General features: G+C 37.5%; 22 protein-coding genes. 15 read left to right on the plus strand and 7 right to left on the minus strand.

Annotated features, from left to right (window positions below; translation table 11 throughout):
- Positions 1 to 33 precede the first annotated feature (33 nt).
- Positions 34 to 594, minus strand: a complete 561-nt coding sequence (locus tag MUW56_RS20365; protein ID WP_292014915.1) for an AraC family transcriptional regulator — start codon at positions 592 to 594, stop codon at positions 34 to 36.
- Between the two features lie 165 nt (positions 595 to 759).
- On the opposite strand from MUW56_RS20365, the gene MUW56_RS20370 reads away from it, so the two are divergent.
- The 4 genes from MUW56_RS20370 to MUW56_RS20385 all read left to right on the plus strand — a co-directional run bounded on the left by MUW56_RS20370 (position 760) and on the right by MUW56_RS20385 (position 4891).
- Positions 760 to 891 (plus strand): hypothetical protein, encoded by a 132-nt coding sequence (locus MUW56_RS20370; RefSeq protein WP_292014916.1) that lies wholly within the window; start codon positions 760 to 762, stop codon positions 889 to 891.
- Complete coding sequence (locus tag MUW56_RS20375) at positions 892 to 1920, plus strand: pesticidal protein Cry7Aa (RefSeq protein ID WP_292014917.1); 1029 nt, start codon at positions 892 to 894, stop codon at positions 1918 to 1920.
- A 45-nt stretch (positions 1921 to 1965) separates the two neighbouring features.
- Complete coding sequence (locus MUW56_RS20380; RefSeq protein WP_292014918.1) at positions 1966 to 4245, plus strand: glycosyltransferase; 2280 nt, start codon at positions 1966 to 1968, stop codon at positions 4243 to 4245.
- Positions 4246 to 4432: 187 nt separating this feature from the next.
- The gene (locus MUW56_RS20385) at positions 4433 to 4891 is read left to right on the plus strand and encodes a MaoC family dehydratase (RefSeq protein WP_292014919.1); all 459 of its coding nucleotides are present in this window, start codon (positions 4433 to 4435) and stop codon (positions 4889 to 4891) included.
- Positions 4892 to 5271: 380 nt separating this feature from the next.
- Here MUW56_RS20385 and MUW56_RS20390 read toward each other — a convergent pair whose 3' ends face one another.
- From MUW56_RS20390 to MUW56_RS20415, 6 genes are all read right to left on the minus strand, one after another.
- Positions 5272 to 5541, minus strand: coding sequence for a heme oxygenase (locus MUW56_RS20390; RefSeq protein ID WP_292014920.1), 270 nt, complete (start codon positions 5539 to 5541; stop codon positions 5272 to 5274).
- A 46-nt stretch (positions 5542 to 5587) separates the two neighbouring features.
- A complete protein-coding gene (locus MUW56_RS20395) occupies positions 5588 to 5818 on the minus strand; it encodes a hypothetical protein (protein WP_292014921.1) in 231 nt (76 codons plus the stop codon).
- Positions 5779 to 6387, minus strand: coding sequence for a hypothetical protein (locus tag MUW56_RS20400; RefSeq protein WP_292014922.1), 609 nt, complete (start codon positions 6385 to 6387; stop codon positions 5779 to 5781). The genes MUW56_RS20395 and MUW56_RS20400 overlap by 40 nt, the downstream gene beginning before the upstream one ends.
- Positions 6388 to 6618: 231 nt before the next feature.
- A complete protein-coding gene (locus MUW56_RS20405) occupies positions 6619 to 6957 on the minus strand; it encodes a cupin domain-containing protein (protein WP_292014923.1) in 339 nt (112 codons plus the stop codon).
- 132 nt (positions 6958 to 7089) lie between these two features.
- Positions 7090 to 7308 carry a hypothetical protein gene (locus MUW56_RS20410; protein ID WP_292014924.1) on the minus strand — a complete coding sequence of 73 codons (219 nt, stop codon included), beginning with the start codon at positions 7306 to 7308 and terminating at the stop codon, positions 7090 to 7092.
- Between the two features lie 136 nt (positions 7309 to 7444).
- Positions 7445 to 7669, minus strand: coding sequence for a hypothetical protein (locus MUW56_RS20415; RefSeq protein ID WP_292014925.1), 225 nt, complete (start codon positions 7667 to 7669; stop codon positions 7445 to 7447).
- Between the two features lie 328 nt (positions 7670 to 7997).
- Here MUW56_RS20415 and MUW56_RS20420 point away from each other — a divergent pair, with 328 nt between their 5' ends.
- From MUW56_RS20420 to MUW56_RS20470, 11 genes are all read left to right on the plus strand, one after another.
- On the plus strand, positions 7998 to 9095 hold the full coding sequence (locus MUW56_RS20420) for an ionic transporter y4hA (RefSeq protein WP_292014926.1): 1098 nt from the start codon (positions 7998 to 8000) through the stop codon (positions 9093 to 9095).
- 418 nt (positions 9096 to 9513) lie between these two features.
- Entirely contained in the window at positions 9514 to 9900 is a 387-nt protein-coding gene (locus MUW56_RS20425) for a hypothetical protein (RefSeq protein WP_292014927.1), read from the plus strand.
- 138 nt (positions 9901 to 10038) lie between these two features.
- Positions 10039 to 14382 (plus strand): CusA/CzcA family heavy metal efflux RND transporter, encoded by a 4344-nt coding sequence (locus MUW56_RS20430; protein WP_292014928.1) that lies wholly within the window; start codon positions 10039 to 10041, stop codon positions 14380 to 14382.
- A gap of 53 nt (positions 14383 to 14435) precedes the next feature.
- Positions 14436 to 15530 (plus strand): efflux RND transporter periplasmic adaptor subunit, encoded by a 1095-nt coding sequence (locus tag MUW56_RS20435; RefSeq protein ID WP_292015452.1) that lies wholly within the window; start codon positions 14436 to 14438, stop codon positions 15528 to 15530.
- Between the two features lie 240 nt (positions 15531 to 15770).
- Positions 15771 to 16235, plus strand: coding sequence for a heme-binding domain-containing protein (locus tag MUW56_RS20440; RefSeq protein ID WP_292014929.1), 465 nt, complete (start codon positions 15771 to 15773; stop codon positions 16233 to 16235).
- A gap of 76 nt (positions 16236 to 16311) precedes the next feature.
- Positions 16312 to 18822 (plus strand): cation-translocating P-type ATPase, encoded by a 2511-nt coding sequence (locus tag MUW56_RS20445; protein ID WP_292014930.1) that lies wholly within the window; start codon positions 16312 to 16314, stop codon positions 18820 to 18822.
- 294 nt (positions 18823 to 19116) lie between these two features.
- Positions 19117 to 19650, plus strand: coding sequence for a hypothetical protein (locus MUW56_RS20450; RefSeq protein WP_292014931.1), 534 nt, complete (start codon positions 19117 to 19119; stop codon positions 19648 to 19650).
- Complete coding sequence (locus tag MUW56_RS20455) at positions 19623 to 19907, plus strand: hypothetical protein (protein ID WP_292014932.1); 285 nt, start codon at positions 19623 to 19625, stop codon at positions 19905 to 19907. Before MUW56_RS20450 ends, MUW56_RS20455 begins: the two co-directional genes overlap by 28 nt.
- 13 nt (positions 19908 to 19920) lie before the next feature.
- Entirely contained in the window at positions 19921 to 20796 is an 876-nt protein-coding gene (locus MUW56_RS20460; protein WP_292014933.1) for a universal stress protein, read from the plus strand.
- Positions 20797 to 20903: 107 nt separating this feature from the next.
- Positions 20904 to 22094 (plus strand): PAS domain-containing sensor histidine kinase, encoded by a 1191-nt coding sequence (locus tag MUW56_RS20465; RefSeq protein ID WP_292014934.1) that lies wholly within the window; start codon positions 20904 to 20906, stop codon positions 22092 to 22094.
- Between the two features lie 24 nt (positions 22095 to 22118).
- Positions 22119 to 23171 (plus strand): response regulator, encoded by a 1053-nt coding sequence (locus MUW56_RS20470; RefSeq protein ID WP_292014935.1) that lies wholly within the window; start codon positions 22119 to 22121, stop codon positions 23169 to 23171.
- The last annotated feature ends 57 nt before the right edge of the window (positions 23172 to 23228 follow it).

A 23228-nucleotide genomic window follows, 5' to 3' on the forward strand; every position in this document is an offset into this window, starting at 1 on the left:
TCGGAAATTTAAATCTATCTATAAGTATACCCTTTATAAATCCTCTAAATTATCAAGACGCTTTCGTTTCAATTGCTTATAAAAGGAAGGAGAAAGTCCGGTGATTTTTTTAAACTGATTAGAAAGATGGGCAACACTGCTGTAGTTAAGCTTATAGGAGATTTCTGTAAGATTAAGCTCGTCATATAATAACAGTTCCTTTACCTTTTCTACTTTATTAATGATGATAAAATGCTGCAGGGTCATACCTTTGACTTCGGAAAATGTATTGGCCAGATACGTATAATCGTAACCGAGCTTTTCGCTTACATAGTCTGAAAAATTTTCTTTTGGAAGAGTATCGGAATAATGAATCATCTCTGTGACAACATTTTTTATTTTTTCTATCAGGATACTTTTTTTGTTATCGAGTATTTCAAGTCCGGTTTTAAGCAGATTCTTTTTCAATATATGCCTTTGTTCAGCACTGATATCATCCAGTAGTTCGACTGTACCCAGGTCTACAACAGCATTTTTAATGCCCAGTCTTTCCAGTTCCTGATGGACAACCATTTTGCAGCGCAGGCTTACCATATATTTTATATATAACTTCATGATCCTTACACTTTATAACCCGTTAATCATTGACTGACAGTTATTTCATTCAAAGTTACTCCATTAAATCAGAAATATCTATGATTTATATAACAAATTGAAAGACTATTACAAAGCTTTGCTTTTTTAATAGACGAAATTTACATGTACTAAAAAATATTTACAATGTCAAAAGAAAAAGACGGGAAAAAGAAATCGGATAAAACGCCTCCCTCAAAATCCGCAAAAGAGAAAAGAGAAGATAAAATAAACAAAAGAAGAGGCCAAGAAATCGAGAACAGAAATGCTAAAAGCTGAATGGTAACCCTAAAAAAAGAAGGAATTATCCTGATGGAAACCTCATCAGGTTTTGAGAGCGAAGGTGTGTTAAATCCTGCAGTAATATATGATCACGGAAAAATACATTTGTTTTACAGGGCTGTAGCTGAGAATAATTTCTCCTGTATCGGGTATTGTTTATTATCAGATCCCCTGACTATAGAAACCCGGTTTCAAAATCCGGTTATCACTCCGGAGTTTGATTACGAAAAGCACGGGATTGAAGATCCGAGGATCGTAAAAATTGATCAATTATTTTATCTTACCTACACCAGCTACGACGGGATAAATGCATTGGGAACACTGGCAACTTCCAATGACTTGAAGTCATGGCAAAAAGCAGGAGTTATTGTACCCGTCATCCTCTATAAGAAATTTAAAAAATTATCAGAATCACAAGGTACATTATCCGAAAAATACAAAAGGTTTAATAAGTTCCCGGAAAGTTATAAAGAAAGTAAGGACGTATTTCTGTGGGATAAAAATGTGATTTTTTTCCCAAGAAGAATAAATGGTAAGTTACATTTTCTCCACCGCATAAGACCCGATATCCAGATAGCCAGTATAGAAAATATTGAAGAGCTGACTCCCGATTTCTGGAAAGATTATTTTCTGCAGTTTAAAGATCATATTCTGTTATCACCAAAATACGACCACGAATTAAGCTATATCGGAGGTGGATGTCCGCCTATAGAAACGGAACATGGCTGGCTTATGATATATCATGGCGTTCATGATACGATTGAGGGGTATGTTTACAGTGCATGTGCCGCATTATTGGAGCTTGACAATCCTGGAAAAGAACGTTCAAGACTTCCTTATCCTCTTTTCAAACCAGAAGAAGAATGGGAGCTGAAAGGAAAAGTAAACAATGTATGTTTCCCGACCGGAGCTATCGTAGAGGGAGATACCCTTTACATTTATTATGGAGCTGCAGACAAAAGAATTGCTGTTGCCTCTCTAAGTATTTCGGAATTGCTTAAGGAATTACTGGAATATACCTCGTAAATGATCATTCAATAATGGTCATCATCCTAAAAATGAAAAATAAACATGAATAAAAATATAAATTCAGACGTGGAGGAAAAAGTAAAAAGACAATTTGTCCAAAATAAAAAAAGCACAATTTGTTATAAACCTGAGATTGTCTTTATCAGTACTTTTCCTCCTAAGGTGTGTGGTATTGCAACGTATTGCCAGGACTTGATCAGATCCCTTCAGTTAAAGTTCAACGAATCATTTGAAATAATTATTTGTCCGATGGAAACGGAGGATGAAAATTATCAATATGCCGGAAAAACAGAGTATAGATTACATACATCCGATCCCGCTTCTTATGGGGAATTGGCGCAAAGGATCAATAAAAATGACAATATTCAGCTGATTATGCTTCAGCACGAGTTTGGATTTTTTAATGAGACACCAAATGGATTATCTCTCTTTCTCAGGGCCTTAAAAAAAGAGATTATCATTACATTTCATACCGTCCTTCCCAAACCGGATGAGGAACTGAGGGAAAAGGTAAAAGAAATCAGCAGCTTCTGTACATCTATCATTGTGATGACAGGTATTTCTGCACAAATCCTGTCAGATGATTATGACATCCCTTCCGATAAAATTACAGTCATCCCACACGGTACCCATTTATTACCGCTCATCAATACCATTTCATTGAAAACCAAATACGGGCTTAAAGGCAAAAAGGTACTTTCAACATTCGGATTACTCGGTTCAGGGAAAAATATTGAAACTACTTTAGAAGCTTTACCGGGCATTATCTCAGAAAATCCGGATGTGATGTTTTTGATTATTGGAAAAACACATCCCACTATTATAAAAAATGAAGGTGAGCAATATCGTGAATTTTTGCAGGAAATGATCCAAAGGCTTCATTTACAAAATCACACCCGTTTTATCGACAGATACTTACCTTTGGATGAGCTGTTAGAGTACCTGCAGCTTACCAATATCTATCTTTTCACTTCAAAAGACAGGAACCAGGCGGTAAGCGGTACCTTTTCCTATGCTATCAGCTGCGGGTGTCCTGTTGTTTCCACACCTATTCCCCATGCCCTTGAAGTGCTGAAAGAAGATACAGGAATTATTATTGATTTTGAGGCTCCGGAACAGCTTGCTGCTGCTGTCAACAGATTACTGAAAAATGAAGATATACAGCAAAAGCTGCGATCAAAAGGATTGGAAAAAATGGCTCCTACAGCCTGGGAAAATTCTTCTATTTTGCACGCCTTATTATTCCGGCAATATGGCAAAGATAAAATAAAACTAAATTATACGTTACCTGCCATCAACCTTAGCCATATCAAAAACATGACGACAGATTTTGGAATGATCCAGTTTTCTGAAATCAACAGGCCGGATATTGATTCCGGCTATACTTTGGATGATAATGCCCGCGCTATGATTGCCGTTTGCAGACATTATGAAATAAGCGGAGACGAATCAGACCTTGAATTGATCTCAATTTATTTGAATGCAATTAAGTTTTGTCAACAGTCAGATGGAAGTTTTCTCAATTATGTGGATCAACAAAAGAAATTTACACAGCAGAATGATGAAACGAACCTTGAAGATTCCAACGGAAGAGCCATCTGGTCATTAGGGTATTTATTTTCATTGAGAGAGATTTTGCCTCAACAATTTTCTGATGAAGCAGGTTCAATTATAGAAAAAAGTCTTTCCCATATAGAGAAAATTCATTCTACCAGGGCTATGGCTTTTATTATAAAGGGGCTGCATTATCAAAACTCTGAAAGCAATATTCCTCTATTAAAAAAATTGGCCAACCGCTTGGTCAAAATGTATCAACATGAAAAACACAGGGATTGGCATTGGTTTGAAAGTTATCTGACCTATGGCAACAGTTTATTGCCAGAAGCTTTGTTATGTGCATGGATCACTACTCAAGACGATATTTATAAACAAATTGCCAATGAATCGTTCGGGTTTCTGCTCTCTAAAATATTTATTAGGGGAAATATCAAAGTAATATCCAATAAAGGATGGCTGCAAAAAGAATCTGTAAAAGAATCTGAAACCGTTGGAGGAGAGCAGCCCATTGATGTGGCCTATACGGTTTTGGCATTATCCACATTCTATAAGGTCTTTAAGGATGAAAAATACCTGCAGATGATGAAAAATGCTTTTACCTGGTTTTTGGGAAAGAATCATTTAAACCAAATCATATATAACCCTGCAACGGGCGGCTGCTATGATGGACTTGAGGAAAAAAATGTTAACCTTAACCAGGGAGCAGAATCCACCGTGAGCTATCTGATGGCAAGACTTTGTTTCCCCGTAACAAATCTTCAATAATAAGGCTCATTGTACTACAGCAAAGCAGATTTTTTTAGTAAACCGGATTTGGCAGTGATAAGGATCAGGCTGTCTTCTGTTTTTTAATGGTAATCCATATCAAAATTTCTGCTGACATTTTCACAAAAAGTAAATGCTTTATTCAGCAAGTTGCTTAACTTGTCATTCGTAAAGTAATATGAATAATATGGTTATTATTAATAGTTTTGAAGACTATAAATCTCTTGAAGGTAAGATTATCGGAAGGTCTGACTGGCATACAATAGATCAGAAACAGATCGATAAATTTGCAGACGCAACGTTGGATTATCAATGGATTCATGTAGATAAAGAAAAAGCAGAGAATGAAAGTCCTTTTAAATCGACTATAGCCCACGGATATTTAACCTTGTCTCTGATTCCTTATTTATGGAAACAGATCGCAGATGTGAGAAACGTAAAAATGGAAATCAATTACGGGATAGAGAATTTTAAATTTGGACAGGTGGTTCCCGTAGACAGCGAAGTGATGCTGCAGGCTACAGCAAAATCAGTGACCAATCTTAAAGGTACTGTAAAGGTTGTTGTTCAGGCAAAGCTCATCATACGCGATTATGTAAAACCTGCCTATATAGGAGACGTTGTTTTCCTTTATCATTTCTTATAAGGAAATTATTACTCAGCAAGATAAGATCTTAAAACCGGTTGTCTCTAATTACTCAAATGCGTAATTTCAAGAAATAAAGTAAGGCTGTCTCAAAAGTGTCATTCGGAACGAAATGGAATGCAGTGAAGAATCTTAAGCGTTTGATTTCTAGAGGTTCTTCGGCAGGCTCAGAATGACAAAGTTATAATTTTTTGCCTGTTGAGACAGCCTCATGGATAAGTGATTATATTGTAATCTTAAAATAAGACCGGATTGTTATTGTAAATATAATAGATCTACAGAAACATTAGGTATGCTGCCAATAAGCTGATTCTTTTTTTTAGCAGGGGAGAGGCAGCCCATTTTTAATGCTATGCCCGTGGAAAGCATCTTTTAATTTTTCAGATAACATCATAATCATTTAGTCTTACCACAAAGTAATGTTCTATTGTTTCTTTAGCATTTTTACACATCAGTAAAAGATCATCCTTGGAAGTATCTTCAAAGATAAAATCATCATGGATTTCAATGATATATTCGGTGACTATTTCCGTATCCATTAAATCGAAGTCTATAAAATCATTTAAAGTTTCCAGCCGATGTTCCTCTTTAAAAAAAGGAATTTTACGGGTGATAGAATCTTTAAACTTAAAAATATGTATTGTTTTCACGGTACAAATGTTTGGGGTTAATAATAGGGTTGCTCAGGATTTTGGTTCATTTGGAAACGCTGTTTTTCATCTTTCCGTTGATCCACCTTTTAAGCATGACCCGTTCCGATGGCAATTGGTGCATGCCTCCTGAAAGTACATTCAATAAAGTATCCCAAAGGTTATTTTTTTTACTGAATTCATTGCTGTAGTCTGCCAATACTTTCAGATACTCCTGTTCATAGTTCCTTGCCTCTTTTAACGTGTAGTTTTCGGGGATATTTTTAATAATATCCACTGTGATTTTGTTAAAGATTTTAGAGTATATCTTTCGACAAAGTCTGATTCAAGCTGGCATATGTTTATAAGGGGAATGAGTAAAGAAAAAATTTCATCATAAAAGCTACAGATGGCTGTTTTCCAGGATAACCTTTCTTCTTCCGGCAAAAGTTGAGAACCTAGCTGTACCAGTTTTTCATGATTTTCTGTTAAATCATCAATATAGATTTTGTTTTGCTGCCAGAATACAGACGAATTGGTTTTATCTTTTTTTATAATATTCTCCCGTATATATTCAAACTGCAGTTTGATATATTTTATGGTATCGCTGAGGCGGACTAAAATAGATTGCCACTGATTATGTTTGCTCAAGCTGCAGTGGGTACTGAATATGAATCTGGATTTGTTATTCAGGTTTTGTAATTCCTTTAACATCCGGAGGATTTCTGCTGCATCTCTGTCTAAGGTGATATTGGTATTCCTGATATAAAACAAAGCAACAAACTGAGAATAATAGGCCCTTCTCGTAATATTTTTTTTATTTCTTAGTCCAAATCTGTTTTTTTGCCTGTTATTTATCTTTTTCATGAGCATCCTATTTTGAATGACTTTGTTTGCTGATCCCTTTTTCAAAGGACTTTTGCTGTATTATAAGTGAAATGAGGTACTGCCTCAGATCCTTAATGGTGATATTTTTCTCTGCAAAAGAAAAAAATAAAGGCGTCTCATCTAAAAGCTCATACAGTTCCGGGAAACTCTTTCTGAATTTCAACCGTTTTTTTAAATATCTTTTTTGTTAAAATTGATATTGTATCTACTTTATTCATAGCCGCTTTTTATTATGGTTACGATCATTTTAAAGCGTTTATTTCCTTTTACGGAATTGGATTGATGAGCCGGAATAATAATGCATTCACCTTCTTCCAGAAAATAAGATGCTCCGTCTATAATTATTTCTGCCTTGCCTTCCATGATCTGTACAACGGCATCAAAAGGAGATATTTTTTCTGGCAGTCCTTCTCCGTCATCAAATGATAAGGCACTGATAGTACCGGTTAATTTTTCCAATATGGTTCTGCTTACCACAGAATTTGAAATATAATCTACGATCTGGCTGGTAATATATACTTTCGATGTCTCAAGTTCTTTAGGATTCATTACAGAGTACTTTAAAGGAATGAATAATGCTGTTTAAATAAAAGGGATCAAAGTCAGCAGCTCTATCCCTTTTCAGTTAAAACTCCTGGAAAATATACTTTTACAGAGGTTTTAATTGCTAATTGAGAAGAATTATGAAAGATTAATTTCTTTTATAATTTCTAGAACTTCTTCACGGTTTTTTCTTAGTCTGTTTCCAATTTTTTCCAGTGTTTCGGCTTCCTTGCCTTCTTCAAGTTTCAAGTCGTGGTCTGTTAATGTTGAAAATTTTTCTTTCAGCTGTTTTGACTGAAGATTCCAGTCTCCCGGGATCTTGAAAGGGCTTTTACCTTTATTGCGATTGGTATCCATACTGTAGATATTTAGCGTAACTGAATTATTACAACACAAAGGTGGGTTTTTTATAATTTGTTGTATTACAGATTGTTATTTTAATGTTGCACATATCACACATTTTCAGGATTGCCTGCATTGGAGTCCGGCTCTTTCAAATCAAGAGGGGTTTATCTCTGAAAGACTTTTTGAGGGGCATTACATTAATCAGTTTTTCCTGATAAAGACTGATAAGTATAAAAATAGCAGGGTATAGGATGCCGGAGACCGTGTTTTCAATACGGAAATATTTAATTCTGATAAATGCCTGATAATTTGTATCTTTAAGGTCATGGGATGTGAAGCTGCCGATTGTAGATTTTTTAAGTTCTGTTGCCATTCGCTTCGCTTTATTCTTAGTTGTACAGATGGCATGCAACATTTAAATCTGAATTTATGAACCGCTCCATATTTGATCTTTCCCGGATAGCCTGTCCGGAATTTCCAAACCGCTTCAAAAACGGGAATCAAAGCTCTTTTTTTAAGAAAACAGAGACCGGCGTTGTATTTCCGGAGGATGCTCTCAAATAGATGCATCGTAAAGAAAAGCATATTGCAGTAACCGAATTTTATGACAGTCAGGTTATATGATGGAATTTCTTAGTGACTGATCTGCTGCTGCATATGTTTTTACATCAATTTTTATAAAAAATCATTAATACCCCTTTATGAAGAAAAATAAGTATGGATGGATGTGGACATTTTTAGTCCCCATTTTAGCCTGGTTAAGTTATTTTGGAGATCCTGTTTTCGCGTCAGGCTATTATTCTGTAATTCTTGCTTTATTCCTGATGGGAAGTGTTCTTGCAGCAGTATATCATTCTGAAGTTATTGCCCATCGGCTGGGTGAGCCTTTCGGAACTTTACTTCTGGCATTTGCGATCACTGTCATCGAAGTAGGGCTGATTATTTCCATAATGATGGGGGCTAAAGGATTAGAAACCATTACCCTGGCCAGGGATACGGTTTTTGCTGCTGTTATGATTATTCTTAATGGAATTATCGGAAGCTGTATTGTGATAGGATCTTTACGGTACAGGGAACAAAGTTTTACACTGCAGGGGGTCAGTACTGCCCTGATCACTCTTACTTCGGTCATTATTTTTGTGCTGATCCTTCCCAATTATACAGTCAGCCATCTTGGAGGCGAGTACACTTCATTCCAGCTATTGTTTGTGGCATTAATTTCTTTGGGGCTCTACCTGGGATTTACAATGATTCAGACCCTCAGGCACCGGAGTTTTTTTATCTCTCCACAAAACAAAATACCGGGAAACAGGTCTAAGAAAGAAAATTTTGAAAAATCTTCTAAAAAAGAATTGTACACCAGCTGCATATTGCTGGTATTATGTTTAGGAATCGTAGTTCTGCTGGCCAAGCTTCTTTCAAAGGACGTTGAACATGTGGTGGTTTCAGCAGGGGCCCCGAAATCTCTGGTAGGAATTATTATTGCTGGTATAGTATTGCTTCCGGAAGGGTTGGCTGCGTTCAGAGCGGCCAAAAATGATCAGATTCAGACCTCATTAAACCTGGCTTTTGGTTCTGCCTTAGCAAGTATCGGGTTAAGCATACCCGCTATTGCCATTATATCTGTCATAACCGGGATACGGATGACATTGGGAATAGACATTAAATCAACGATACTGCTGGGATTGTCCCTTTTCATCATTACGGTCTCACTGGCAACAGGCAGAACCAATATCATGCAGGGGTTCGTATTAATAGCTATATTTTTAATTTATCTTTTCATTACCATAATCCCTTAACGGGTACCATTTCAATACATGATAATGTGTTGAAAATTAACACTTTTTATAGTGCCGTTCATTTTGAATAATCTACCTTTAGCAATAGAAATACAATTTATAATAAAACACAAACTTTTCATATTTTAGATTATAATCCATTTATACTTTATATTTCTATGATCCCCTTACCGGGGATTTTAATGAAACGATATTAATTATTTATATTCAATGCATTTGACTGACTATTAATGGACATTTAAGTTAGATTTGTTATATGTTCATTGGCCTCTTGTTAACAGCAGGAGGTTTTGTTTAAATAGAGGTAGAGCGGTAGTCATTTGTTCAGTTCTATAGAATCAGCAAAAAAACTTCATACTAAGATCCGGATGGTTTATTTAAAATCATTCTTAATGAAATATTTCATAATTTTGATGGAGTGAAAAAGCTGATTTCCATATTGTTGTTATCATTGTATTTGGTTTCTACGACTGAACTGTATCAGCTTTTGAAGTTGCCGGTCCTTATAGAGCATTATATAGAGCATAAAGAGCTTAACCCTGATATGTCTCTCACTGCATTTCTGAAAACTCATTATGATAATCCGGTTAAAGATAGTGATCATGATACTGATCAAAAACTACCTTTTGTTTCTCATGCAAATCTTCTTTCGGTGGTTTTCACCATCAGCCCTTCTTTAGATTTTCATTGTACGGAGAAGATATTTAATAATCTTGACATCAAAAAGACCTTTTACAAAAGTGTTCTTTATAACAAGGAAATTTTAAATTCTATTTGGGAGCCCCCAAGGTTTTATCAATCTTAATCTATTTTTTTCTCAGCCAAAAATGGTTGAGGGTATTCTGTTTTCCCGGTAATATGTCTGCAAAGATGCAGATGTCTTTGGTCCTGTATTTCAGAATACCAGAAACTTATCTCAGTAATTAAGATTAATACATCATTTATGCTTACAAAAATCATTGAGTTTTCTGTAAAGAATAAACTCATTATTGCATTGTTGGTATTGGGGCTTATTGGAATGGGTTCCTATCAGGTCACTAAACTGCCGATAGATGCAGTACCGGATATTACCAATAATCAGGTACAGGTTATTACGATTGCACCCTCTTTTGGGGCAACAGATATAGAACGGCTTGTTACTTTTCCTATAGAACAGGCCAACAATAATATTTCAGGATTAAAAGAGATCAGGAGTTTTTCAAGATTTGGATTATCCCTTGTCACGATCGTCTTTGAAGATGATATTGACATTTATTGGGCGAGACAACAGGTTGCTGAAAGACTTCAGCAGGTACAGGCGCTCATTCCGCAAGGAATAGGAAATCCTCAGTTGGGACCTATTTCTACAGGACTTGGCGAAATTTTTCAATATGTGGTAAGACCTGAGAAAGGATACGAAAAAAAATACAATATCACAGAACTTCGTACCATTCAGGATTGGATTGTCAGAAGACAGCTTTTAGGCGTAAAGGGAGTTGCAGAAGTCAGCAGTTTTGGTGGAAAACTGAAACAATATGAAATTGCGGTAAATCCTGACCGGCTTAATGCTTATGGAATAACAATTAATGATGTCTTTGATGCTCTACAGGCCAATAATCAAAACACCGGTGGTGCCTATATTGAAAAGGGGCCCACTGTTTTATACATCAGAAGTGAAGGACTTGTAGGAAATGTGGAAGAAATTAAAAATATTTCTATTGCAACAAAAACAAGTGATGTTCCCCTGTTTATAAGAGATATTGCTGAAGTGAAACCCGGTTTTGCAACCCGTTACGGGGCGATGACTTTTAATGACCAGGGAGAAGTATCAGGAGCTATTGTCATGATGCTGAAAGGTGAAAACAGCAATAAGGTCATCAAAAACGTAAAGGAAAAAATCACCCAAATCCAGAAAACACTTCCAAAAGGGGTCGTGATAGAACCTTTTTTAGACCGTACCAAGATGGTCAACAATGCCATTGGAACGGTAGAGAAAAATCTTACGGAAGGCGCATTGATCGTTGTCCTTGTACTGGTTTTATTTTTAGGGAATGTGCGGGCCGGGTTGCTGGTGGCTTCAGTTATTCCGTTGGCCATGCTGTTTGCGATCTGCATGATGAATCTTTTCGGAGTCAGTGGCAATCTAATGAGCCTTGGAGCGCTGGATTTCGGATTGATTATCGATGGGGCCGTTATTATTGTGGAATCTGTTTTACATCAGTTCAGCCATCATTCAAAATTCAAAAAAATATTTTCTGTCGGACAATCAGAAATGGATACAATCGTTATAGATTCTGCCGGAAAAATGATGAACAGTGCTGTTTTCGGACAGATCATTATTCTGATCGTGTACCTTCCGATTCTTACCTTACAGGGAATTGAAGGGAAAATGTTTAAACCGATGGCTCAGACCGTTGCTTTTGCATTGCTGGGGGCATTTTTACTTTCGCTGACCTATATTCCAATGATGAGTGCTGTTGTACTGAGAAAAAGAAGCGAAAAGCCTACTTTTTCAGACAGACTCATGAAAAAGGTCGAGCAGCTTTATCTTTCCTCTTTACTCAGGATTCTTAGAATTCCCAAAACGGTTTTTGCAATCGTTGCAGCTTTATTTATTATGGCTGTTTTCATGATAACCAGAATGGGAGGAGAGTTTATCCCTTCTCTTGAAGAAGGTGATTTTGCAGTAGATACAAGAGTTCTGCCTGGAAGCAACCTTACCACAACTATTGAAAGCACCCAACAAGCAGCCCACATTCTCAAGTCACAATTTCCAGAGGTGGAAAAGGTAGTGACCAAAATAGGGAGCGGGGAAGTTCCTACTGATCCTATGCCGATGGATGCTTCAGATATGATGGTGATTTTAAAAGATAAAAAAGAGTGGACCTCCGCTTCCACCTTTCCTGAGTTAGCAGACAAAATGAGCAAACAATTGCAGGATGTTCCCGGGATTACAGCCAGTTTTCAGTTTCCGGTTCAGATGCGTTTTAACGAATTGATGACAGGGGCAAGACAGGATGTGGTCATCAAAATATTTGGAGAAGATCTTGATGTGCTTTCACAGAATGCCCAAAAACTGGGAAAAATTATAGAAACGATAGAGGGAATCCAGAATCTCTATATAGAACCTGTTTCCGGGATGCCGCAAGTGATCATAGAATACAACCGCCCTTTGATTGCCCAGTATCATTTGTCAATTTCAGATATCAACAGGATTGTCAATACGGCATTTGCAGGTCAAAGTACAGGACTGGTTTTTGAGGGAGAGAAGCGCTTTGATATGGTGGTACGGCTCGATACGAAAGACCGTAAAAATTTGGCTGATATTAAAAACCTTTTAGTTCCTACCCCTTTTGGAAATCAGATCCCATTATCTCAGCTTGCCAAAGTGGAGGTGAAAAATGGGCCCAACCAGATCCAGAGAGAAAATGCCCAGAGAAGAATTGTGGTAGGTTTTAACATAAAAGGCAGAGACGTTCAGAGTATCGTGGAAGAACTTCAAAGCAAAGCAGATCAGAAAATGAAACTTCCTACGGGCTATTATATGACCTATGGGGGATCGTTTGAAAATCTCAATAATGCGAAACAACGTCTTATGGTAGCCGTTCCCATCGCGCTGGCTCTTATTTTCGTCATGCTGTTTTTAGCCTTTAATTCTGTTAAAGAGAGTGTACTGATTTACACGGCTATTCCGCTTTCCATCATTGGCGGTGTATTCCTTATGGCACTCAGAGGAATGCCTTTCAGTATCAGTGCAGGAGTAGGTTTTATAGCCCTTTTCGGAGTGGCAGTGCTGAACGGGATTGTTTTGATATCGGAATTTAACCGTCTTCACAAAAGGGGAATTACAAATATGGTAAGAATCATTGTCAATGGAGGAGAATCGCGGCTTCGCCCGGTTCTGATGACGGCTTTTGTCGCTTCGCTGGGCTTTATTCCGATGGCTGTAAGTAACGGAGCCGGAGCTGAAGTACAGCGGCCGTTGGCTACAGTCGTTATCGGAGGATTAATGGTGGCAACTTTTCTTACCCTGTTTGTTTTACCACTGCTTTATATAAATATTGAAAAAGGATTTAAAATGAAAAAAACAAAAAACAGAAATCTGGTTTCAGTATTGATCCTTGTCTTCTGCTGTACCGGACTGGAAATGAAATCCCAAACGCCTGTTACTTTAGAGGAAGCCATTCATACTGCTTTACAGAATAACAGAAGCCTTAAAAATGAAAAATTAAAATCAGAATATTCCAGGGCGTTGATCAGATCGGCATCGGATATTCCTCAAACCGGCATTACGATGGATTACGGGCAGATCAACAGTGCATTGACAGACATGAAATTCGGGATTTCCCAGAACATTGCATTTCCAACCGTTTATAAAAAACAAAAAAATGTATACACAGAAGAGTGGAAAAAAGCTCTGCTGAATGTTTCTCTTAAAGAATATGAGCTGAAGAAAGCCGTGAGCCTCACCTTTTATAATATGATGTATTGGAAAGAGAAAGAGCAGCTTCTCCATGAAACTTTACAACTATACACTGATTTTTTAGATAAAGCAAGCATACGCTTACAAGCAGGAGAGAGTAATATCTTAGAAAAAACAACCGCATCCAATCAAAAATCAGCAATAGAAATCCAATTGCAACAATTGCATCAGGAACTTTCTGTTTTGGGATATCAGCTTCAATGGCTTTTAAATACTGAAATTGATTTTCTGCCTGAAGATCAAAAACTATTTAACGGGGGAGCTAAAGAAGAGCTTGGGGTACATCCGGTCATTAAAGTACTGGAGCAGCAGAAAAATATCTCTGAGCAGCAAATCGTCCTGGAAAAGGCAAAAATGCTTCCCGGTTTGCAATGGGCCTATAATCTTAACAGCTTCAGAGGAATGGGAGCTGATGACAAAGTATACGGTTCCGCGCCGCAGTTTCATTCTGTACAGCTGGGTGTTTCAGTACCTGTTTTTTCAGGAGGACAAAAAGCAAGAATTCAGGCTGCTAAAATTGCCGAATCTGTTGCTGAAAATGAACTGATGAATACAGAGTTTAAGTTGCAGAATCATTTTAAAAAGATAACGGAGATCTATCAGACCAATCTTGATATTGTTTCCCGGTATCAAAGTTCAGCACTGAAAAATGCCGATGTTATTACTGAAACAGCTAAAAGACAGTTTCTTGCAGGAGAGATTAATTACCTGGAGTTTGTCATATTGGTCAATCAGGCTGTCACCTTAAAAAATAATTATACCGATGCGGTTTGGAAGCTGAATCAGAGTGCTATAGAACTGGAATACCTTACCTTAAATCCATAACAATGAAACTTAACCTTACCCTTATATCCTATTCCTTATTCATAGGATTATTCATGTTTTACCAATGCAAAAACCATGAAAAACCGGAGCCGGTCTCTGGATCTCAGAAAGATGAAAATGTGGTAGCTCTTACCGATGCCCAATTAAGAAATGCGCCCATAGAAACCACCACGCTTTCCCTGCAGAAGATTTCCGCCGTTTTAAAACTTAATGGAATGATTGATGTTCCTCCTCAAAACCTTGTTTCCGTGAGTATTCCTTTGGGCGGATACCTGAAATCCAGCAGTTTGCTTCCGGGAAAACCGGTTTCAAAAGGCCAGGTAATTGCGGTCATCGAAAATCCGCAGTTTATCCAGCTTCAGCAGGATTATTTAATGGCAAAATCTAAAATGCACTTTGCCCAATTGGATTATAACCGTCAAAAAATACTTAACCAAAGCCAGGCAACCAGTGATAAGGTGATGCAACAGGCCCAGTCTGAAATGAACAGTCAGAAGATTATAATGAATTCCCTGGCCCAGCAGCTTCGTCTTATCAATATCAATCCTGAATCACTGGGCTCAGGAAATATAACGAAAAGCGTCCCTGTTTACAGCACCATCAATGGCTTTGTGAGTAAGGTGAATGTGAATATAGGAAAATATGTAAATCCATCCGATGTCCTCTTTGAGTTAATTAAGCCGGATGATATCCACCTCAACCTTAAAGTATTTGAGAAGGATCTGGAAAACCTGAAAAAAGGACAGCGGTTTGCCGCCTATACCAACGCCGCACCTGATAAAAAATATTACGGAGAAATACTGCTTATCAGCAAAGATGTCAATCCGGGCGGCTGGGCTGAAGTACACTGCCATTTTGATAAATATGATCAAAGTCTTGTTCCGGGGATGTATATGAATGCTGAAATAGAAACCAGCACCTCTTTTTCCAATGCTGTTCCCGAAGAGAGTATTGTGAATTTTGAAGGAAAAGATTTTGTTTTTGTGGAAGATCAAAAACAAACCTACAGATTAACTTCTGTAACATTGGGGGAGACTGAAAATGGGTATGTACAGATTCTCAATTTTAATGATTTCAAACATAAAAAAATCGTGATCAGGAATGCCTATATACTTCTTATGAAACTAAAGAATACTGAAGGCGAATAAGAAAAGTAGGGAGTAGAAGCTGTCTCAAAAGTGTCATTCTGAACGAAATTGGAATGTAGTGAATAGTATTAAGTATTTGATTTACAGGGATTTTTAAACAGGGGTCAGCATGGCAAAGACCCGGTTTTTTGACTTTTGAGACTGCCTCATTTTTGCAGTTTACATTAAAAAAAAACCAAACAACTTCCCAGTGGGAAAATGAAAAAACAGTATAAAAAAATAATCAATAGAATATAAACAATGAAAATATCATCTTTAATAAAAAAAGGAGCCGGACTTATCGTGCTGCTGCTGATTGTAATCCAATTTTTTGATACCGATAAGAATACAGCAGTTGCTGTTTCAGAAAATGCAATAGAAAAACATTATCCGGTACCTGCTCAGGTAAAGGCTTTAATAAAAACAAGCTGTTATGATTGTCACTCCAATACTACGGCATACCCGTGGTATAACAATATACAGCCTGTAAAATGGTGGCTGGCAGACCATGTGAATTCCGGAAAACGGCACTTAAATTTTGATGAGTTTTATGCGTATTCTAAAGAGAAAAAGCTTCATAAGCTTGATGAAATCGCAGAAACGGTCAGAAACAATGAGATGCCACTTACATCCTACACCATTATTCACCACGATGCAAAGCTATCCGCATCCGAAAAGTCCGAAATAGAACGGTGGGCAGCAGAAGTCCGAAAGCAGATTAAATAACAGAACCTTAAAAACAGCGAATAATACGCTGCTATGACAAAAACAATCATTAATTTTAAGAATATAACCATTTCGCATGACTTATAATATCCCTGACAATTTAAAAGGTCTTACGGAAACTGAAGTAGCCGTTTCCAGGAAAAAATACGGCTACAACCGACTGGAAGCGGTTCAAAAAGAAACATGGGTCAACCTGCTTATCGGTATTCTGAAAGAGCCAATGCTTATTCTGCTGATCTGTGTTTCCTTTATCTATGTGCTCATAGGCGATTATGGGGAAGCCTTATTTATGCTGGTGGCCATAGTAGGAGTTACTGCAATTTCTTTTTATCAGGATAACCGCAGCAAGAAAGCTTTGGAAGAACTTGAAAAACTTAATGAACCTTTGAGCAAGGTGATCAGAAATTCACAGGTAATCGAAATTCCGACCTTTGAAATAGTTGTCGGAGATCTGTGTATTACTGAAGAAGGAAACCTGATCAATGCTGACGGAAAGATTGTACATAGCAATGACTTTTCTGTCAATGAATCCTCCCTTACAGGAGAGAGTTTTTCTGTTTTCAAGGACAGCAGATCAGAAGATAATATGGTATATAGCGGTACCATAACTGTTTCCGGGCTTGCTGTCTTTAAAGTACAGACAATCGGGAAAGAAACCAGAGTGGGAAAGATTGGACAATCCATATTGAATATAAAAGAAGAAGCATCGCCTTTACAGATTCAGATCCGGAACTTTGTAAAAGGAATGGCTGTTGTTGGAGCGTTAATCTTCCTGGCGGTATGCATTTTCAGCTTTATAAAAACAGGAGACTTTGTGACCAGCTTACTGAGTGGCCTCACATTGGCGATGTCTGTACTTCCGGAAGAAATCCCGGTGGCCTTTACAACTTTTATGGCTTTAGGAGCCTGGAAACTGATGCGGGAAGGTATCATTATCAAACGGAGCAGTATTGTGGAGACCCTGGGAAGTATTACCGTAATCTGTACAGATAAAACAGGAACAATTACTGAAAACTCCATGCAGCTGAAACATCTCTATGATTACCGGTCCGGCAAAATCTATGGCCAGGCAGAATTCGGCATAAAAGAACTGGATGAACTTATTGATTATGCAATGTGGAGTAGCGAACCTGTACCGTTTGATCCTATGGAAATAACTTTGCATAAGATTTATGAACAGACTCAGCATCCCGATAAAAGGAAAGATTATCAGTTATTTCATGAATATCCGCTTGAGGGCAAGCCTCCTATGATGACCCATCTTTTTGAAAATGAACAGAAAGACCGGATCATTGCAGCTAAAGGAGCTCCTGAAGCGGTCATCAGTGTTTCTAAGCTTTCGGAAGAGGAAAAGAACACAATACGGGTGCTTATAAAAGAATTCGGAGAGCAGGGATATCGGGTTCTTGGCGTTGCCAAATCCCATTTTGAAGGAAATCGTTTTCCTGAAAAGCAACAGGATTTTATATTTGATTTTTTAGGACTGACTGTATTTTATGATCCTCCTAAAAAGGGAATAAAAAATGTATTCCAGCGTATTGATGAAGCAGGGATTAAGGTAAAAGTAATTACAGGAGATAATGCTGATACAACCCGGGCGATTGCTTTGCAGGCAGGAATTAAAAACAATACCCGGGCAGTCAGTGGAAGTGAAATTGCTGAAAGCTCAGAAGAAGATCTGATGAAACTCTCAGACCAAACAACGTTATTTACCAGAATGTTCCCTGAAGCGAAACTTGAAGTGGTCACCGCACTGAAGAAAAAAGGCCACGTAGTTGCTATGCTGGGAGACGGCGTGAATGATGGGCCTGCCTTAAAAGCGGCCCATATAGGAGTCGCCATGGGAAATAAAGGAACTGAGATTGCCAAGTCAGCAGCAGCACTGGTGATTACGAATGATGATCTCGAAAAGCTGGTTGTCGGGATTGCAGCGGGACGAAGAATTTATGCCAATATAAAAAAAGCCGTTCAGTATATCATCTCTATTCATATTCCTATTATACTCACTGTTTCCTTACCTTTATTTCTGGGATGGGTATTCCCGCAAATATTCACCCCTGTACATGTTATCTTTCTCGAGCTGGTAATGGGGCCAACATGTTCCATTGTTTATGAAAATGAACCTATAGAAAGGAATGCTATGCAGAAACCGCCGAGAGCACTTACCGATACCTTCCTGAATTGGCGGGAACTCACTGTAAGCATTATTCAGGGGCTTGTGATTACGGCTGGAATAGTACTGATGTACCAGTATTCCGTTCATGACGGAAATGATGAAGCAAAGACTAGAGCATTGGTTTTCACTACATTGATATTGGCCAATATATTATTGAGTTTTGTGAACCGTTCTTTCTATTACAGCATACTGGAAAGTTGTAAGAACCGTAATTTTTTACTTGTCGGGATTTCTGTATTGGTTCTGGTGTTCCTGTTTATCATTCTCTATGTAAAACCAGTTGCCGGATTTTTCAGCGTGACCTCCCTTACAGCGAAAGAATTAGGACTGGCGGTGCTTGTATCGGCCATTTCCGTGCTGTGGTTTGAACTCTATAAATTCATAAAAAGAATATTCAGCAGGAATAATTAATGCGAAAATAGTACTCATTCTTACTCAACATTTGATAGTATCCTGAACATTTTTTTTATAACTCGGCATTGGTTTTCATTGTGTTATCAATTGATAGGCCAAAGTTGCGGATCCTTGGGAGAAGATAGGATGACACTTATCACCATGAAATATGATGCTGGTCGGATCCAATATTGGGAAGCCTGTTCATTTATTGCTGAAATGTATAATACGGCAGTATCATTTTTTTAAGTGACGGGAATCATTATTTGGGAAGGTTGCAATGATGAAATTTACAGTGTTAAATTACAAATCATGAAATCTTTTATGCACTTAATGATTATTCTTTTCTGTACTGTTTTTAGCATTATTGTTCATGGGCAGAATTCAAAGACGGATACCGAGATCGCTTTATTTCTTAAGGACAATGGGAATCTTTCTACGTTGCATTACCCTAAATCGGTTATCCGGTTTTATACTCAAAATAACTTTGAATATGCGTGGGTAAACGTTGAACAGAAGTCTGATCAACCCGAAATAGCAATGCTGTTGCTGGAGTATTCCTATCGATCCGGATTGTCTTTGTCTGATTATCATTGGGGTGCTATTTCTCTCCGCAAATTAAGGGAACTGCGGAATACTCCTGCAGAAATAAATCAAAAAGAAAAAGCAGTTTTCGATATTGTAATGACAGATGCCTTTATTACTTACATCAATCATCTGCATTTTGGAAAATACAATCCTTCCTACAACGCATCATATATTGATACAAATTACATTGACGGATTTCGCTCAGATGATGTACTGCTTTATGCAAGCAATTGTTCAATAACAATGAAAGAGCTTTAAGCCATGGATGCGTCCGCGTAGAAAACGCTAGGGAACTGGCATCTGTGCTATTAAAATATGATGAAGCAGAAAGTGATATACCTGTTTTAGAAAATGCAATGGCTGATTATAAGAGAAAAGATTTTGTTTTAAAGCAGCCTGTTTCCATCCTTATTACTTATCTCACCTGCTTGATACGAGATGGGAAACCTGTATTATATAAAGATATTTACCATTTTGATGAGTCATTGGAAAAGATGTTTAACCAAAATAAATAGCAAAAATAGTATTATGAGAACAATTGTAGTCCCTACAGATTATTCAAAGCCGGCAAGAAATGCAGCTTTTTATGCACTTCATTTGGCTAATGCCTTAAAATGTAATGTTAACCTGTGCCATGCTTTTGGCCTGCCGGTTAAAAGTCCAATGCTTGGGCAGACTGCCTGGGCTTTATATGAATATCCGGAATTAGAGAAGGAAAACAGCAAAAAGCTGAAAAAGCTGGTAAAAGCACTGGAAGATAAAGAAAAGATCTTATGGGGAGATGAGGCGTTTCCTTTCCATCCGTCGATATATTACACCTGCGAGGGAGGAGATGCTGTTCAGGTTATTAATAATACAGCAGACCATAACAAAACACTGCTTATCGTAATGGGTATGCAGGGAGCGGGTATGCTTGCCCGTCTTGTTTTTGGAAGCAATAGCCTGAAAATGGTGGAGAGTACACAGTATCCTCTTCTGTTAATTCCTCCGGAACATCAATATAAGGAAGTAAAAAAGATTGCTTTTGCTACAGATCTGAATAAAAAAGATATCAAAACGGCTCAATCACTGCTAAAATTTGCAGAATATTTTGATGCGGAACTTTTAATTACCCATATTGTTCAGAGTACCAATGAAATTATTGAAGATAAAGCCTATGAACATAAAAAAGAAATGTTTCTAAAAAATCTTGAGGGTAAAATTTGTTATAACTGTATTTATAGCGAAAATATAGATTATGGTTTGGATATACTGAAAAATAAAGACATTGATATGCTGGCCATGGGCCACGATCATCGGGGTTTTATTGAGAGGCTCATCCAGAGCAGCCATGCTGCAAGACAGGCCGGTAAGTTAGAAGTTCCGCTGTTAATCATTCCGGAAGCCGTGCATCTGTTTTTCTAATTAAGAATTCAATATTATAAATGTTGTTTATTGATGAAAATTTAATATTCAAATGCCTTAATAATCCTAAAATTCATACCTTTATATAGTGTGGTAATATACAAACTATGGAAAGTACCAAACTATTGCAAGCTATTATTGAAACTGCTATTGACGGTATTATAACCATTGACGGCAGGGGGAAGATAGAAAGTCTGAATCCTTCTGCATTGAAAATATTTGGGTATGAAGAAGGAGAAATAACAGGTAAAAATATTTCAGTATTAATGCCGGAGCCGGATAAAAGCCGGCATGATGGTTATCTCCTTACGTATCAGAATACCGGTGAAAAAAAAATAATCGGAAAGGGAAGGGAAGTAAAAGGATTAAGAAAAGACGGGTCAGTATTTCCTTTCAGACTTGCTGTAAGTGAGGTTCAGCTTCATGACAGGGTAATCTACGCTGGTTTTATCCATGATCTTTCCAAAGAAAAAGAAGCGGAAGAATTTCTTAAAAAATATACAGCAGAGCTTGAAGAATTGGTCGAAAACCGCACAAGATCATTAAAAAAAATGCTCTGTAAATTGGAAGAAGCCAAAGAAGAAGCCAATGTATCCCTGCAGAAAGAAAAGGAGCTTAACCGTATGAAAAGCCGTTTTGTGTCCATGGCATCTCATGAATTCCGTACTCCGTTAAGTTCCATGCAGTTATCGATTGTGCTCATAGAAAAATATCTGCAGATTTCTGATCATGGCCAAATATTAAAACATCTTCATAAAATAAAAAATGCAATTGCCGGCCTGAATTCTATTCTCAACGATTTTCTTTCGCTGGAAAAACTGGATACCGGAATTGTAAAACCTCAGGCTGTTCTATTTGATGTTGTTACGTTTTCAGAAGAACTTACTGAAGAAATGCAGCTTATCACCAAAGAAGACCAGATTATTATTTATCAGCACACCGGATCAGAATACGAAATCAATCTTGATCACAACTTATTAAGGAATTGTTTGATGAACCTGATCAGCAATGCGATAAAGTATTCGGGAGAACAGACCCTGATTGAATTCTCAACCGAAATAAACGAAGACCGGTATATTTTTACTGTAACAGACAACGGGATAGGAATACCTGAAGAAGATCATTCCGCTCTTTTTCAACCTTTTTTCAGGGCGCATAATATTGGCAATATTCCCGGAACAGGCTTAGGGCTCAATATTGTCCTCAGATATGTAAACCTGATGGGCGGACAGATTCATTTTGAAAGCAAGCCCGGGTCTGGTGCTGCATTTATATTATCATTTCCAAAAAATAGATGACTTTAATACTATCTTTTAATCCTAATGGAAAAAACACGCATATTGATTATTGAGGATAATGAGGATATCCGTGAAAGCACTTCGGAAATTCTCGGGCTTGCCGATTATGAAGTATTTCAGGCTTCTAACGGTAAACAAGGGGTAGATTTAGCAATTAAATACATACCGGATATCGTATTGTGTGATATTATGATGCCGGAACTTGACGGATATGGAGTATTGCATCTATTAAGCAAAAGAGAAGACACGGCACTCATCCCTTTTATTTTTATTACTGCAAAGGTGGATAGAGCAGAAATACGGAAAGGGATAGAAATGGGAGCAGATGATTACCTGACGAAGCCTTTTGATGATATTGAACTTCTCAGTGCTATAGAAAGCCGTCTGAAAAAGAAAGAACGCCAGAAAAGTCTTTACAGCTCTAATCTTGTTAAGATGACAAATGTATTTCAGGCATCACACGGGCTTGATGAATTAAAAAAAGCATTTGATGAGCGAAAAATAAAATCTTTTAAAAAGAGACAAATTATATATTATGAGGGAGATACAGCCCATGCAGTATATTTAATTATATCGGGCTCAGTGAAAACAACCAAAATGACAGAAGACGGGAAAGAACTCATGACAGGAGTGTACGGCCCCGAAGATTACTTTGGAATGACCTCATTATTGGCAGGAAAGGAATATAAAGAAACGGCCGAAGTATTGGAAGATGCTGAATTATGTTCGGTTCCAAGAGAAGTCATAGACCCGCTGCTATATAAATATCCGGATATCGCAGAAAAATTTATTACAATTCTTGCCCATAATGTTCTTGATCATGAGGAGCAGCTATTACAGCTTGCCTATTTTTCTGTCAGGAAAAGAATGGCTGAGGTTTTACTCAAACTGCATGCAAAATACCCTCAGGCTGAGAGCTTTGAAATTTCCAGAGAAAATCTGGCTTCCATGGCAGGAATGGCAATTGAAACGGTAAGCAGGATACTCAGTGATTTTAAAGAGGAGAATTTAATCGACAGAAGTGCAGGGAAGATTACAATACTTGATGTTATTCGGCTTCAAAAATTAAAAAACTAATATCTGTCACTTTTTATAATGACTTCATGCATGAGCAGATTCCGTATAGTTCAATAC

The organism is Chryseobacterium sp. (assembly GCF_022869225.1).
Lineage (GTDB): Bacteria > Bacteroidota > Bacteroidia > Flavobacteriales > Weeksellaceae > Chryseobacterium.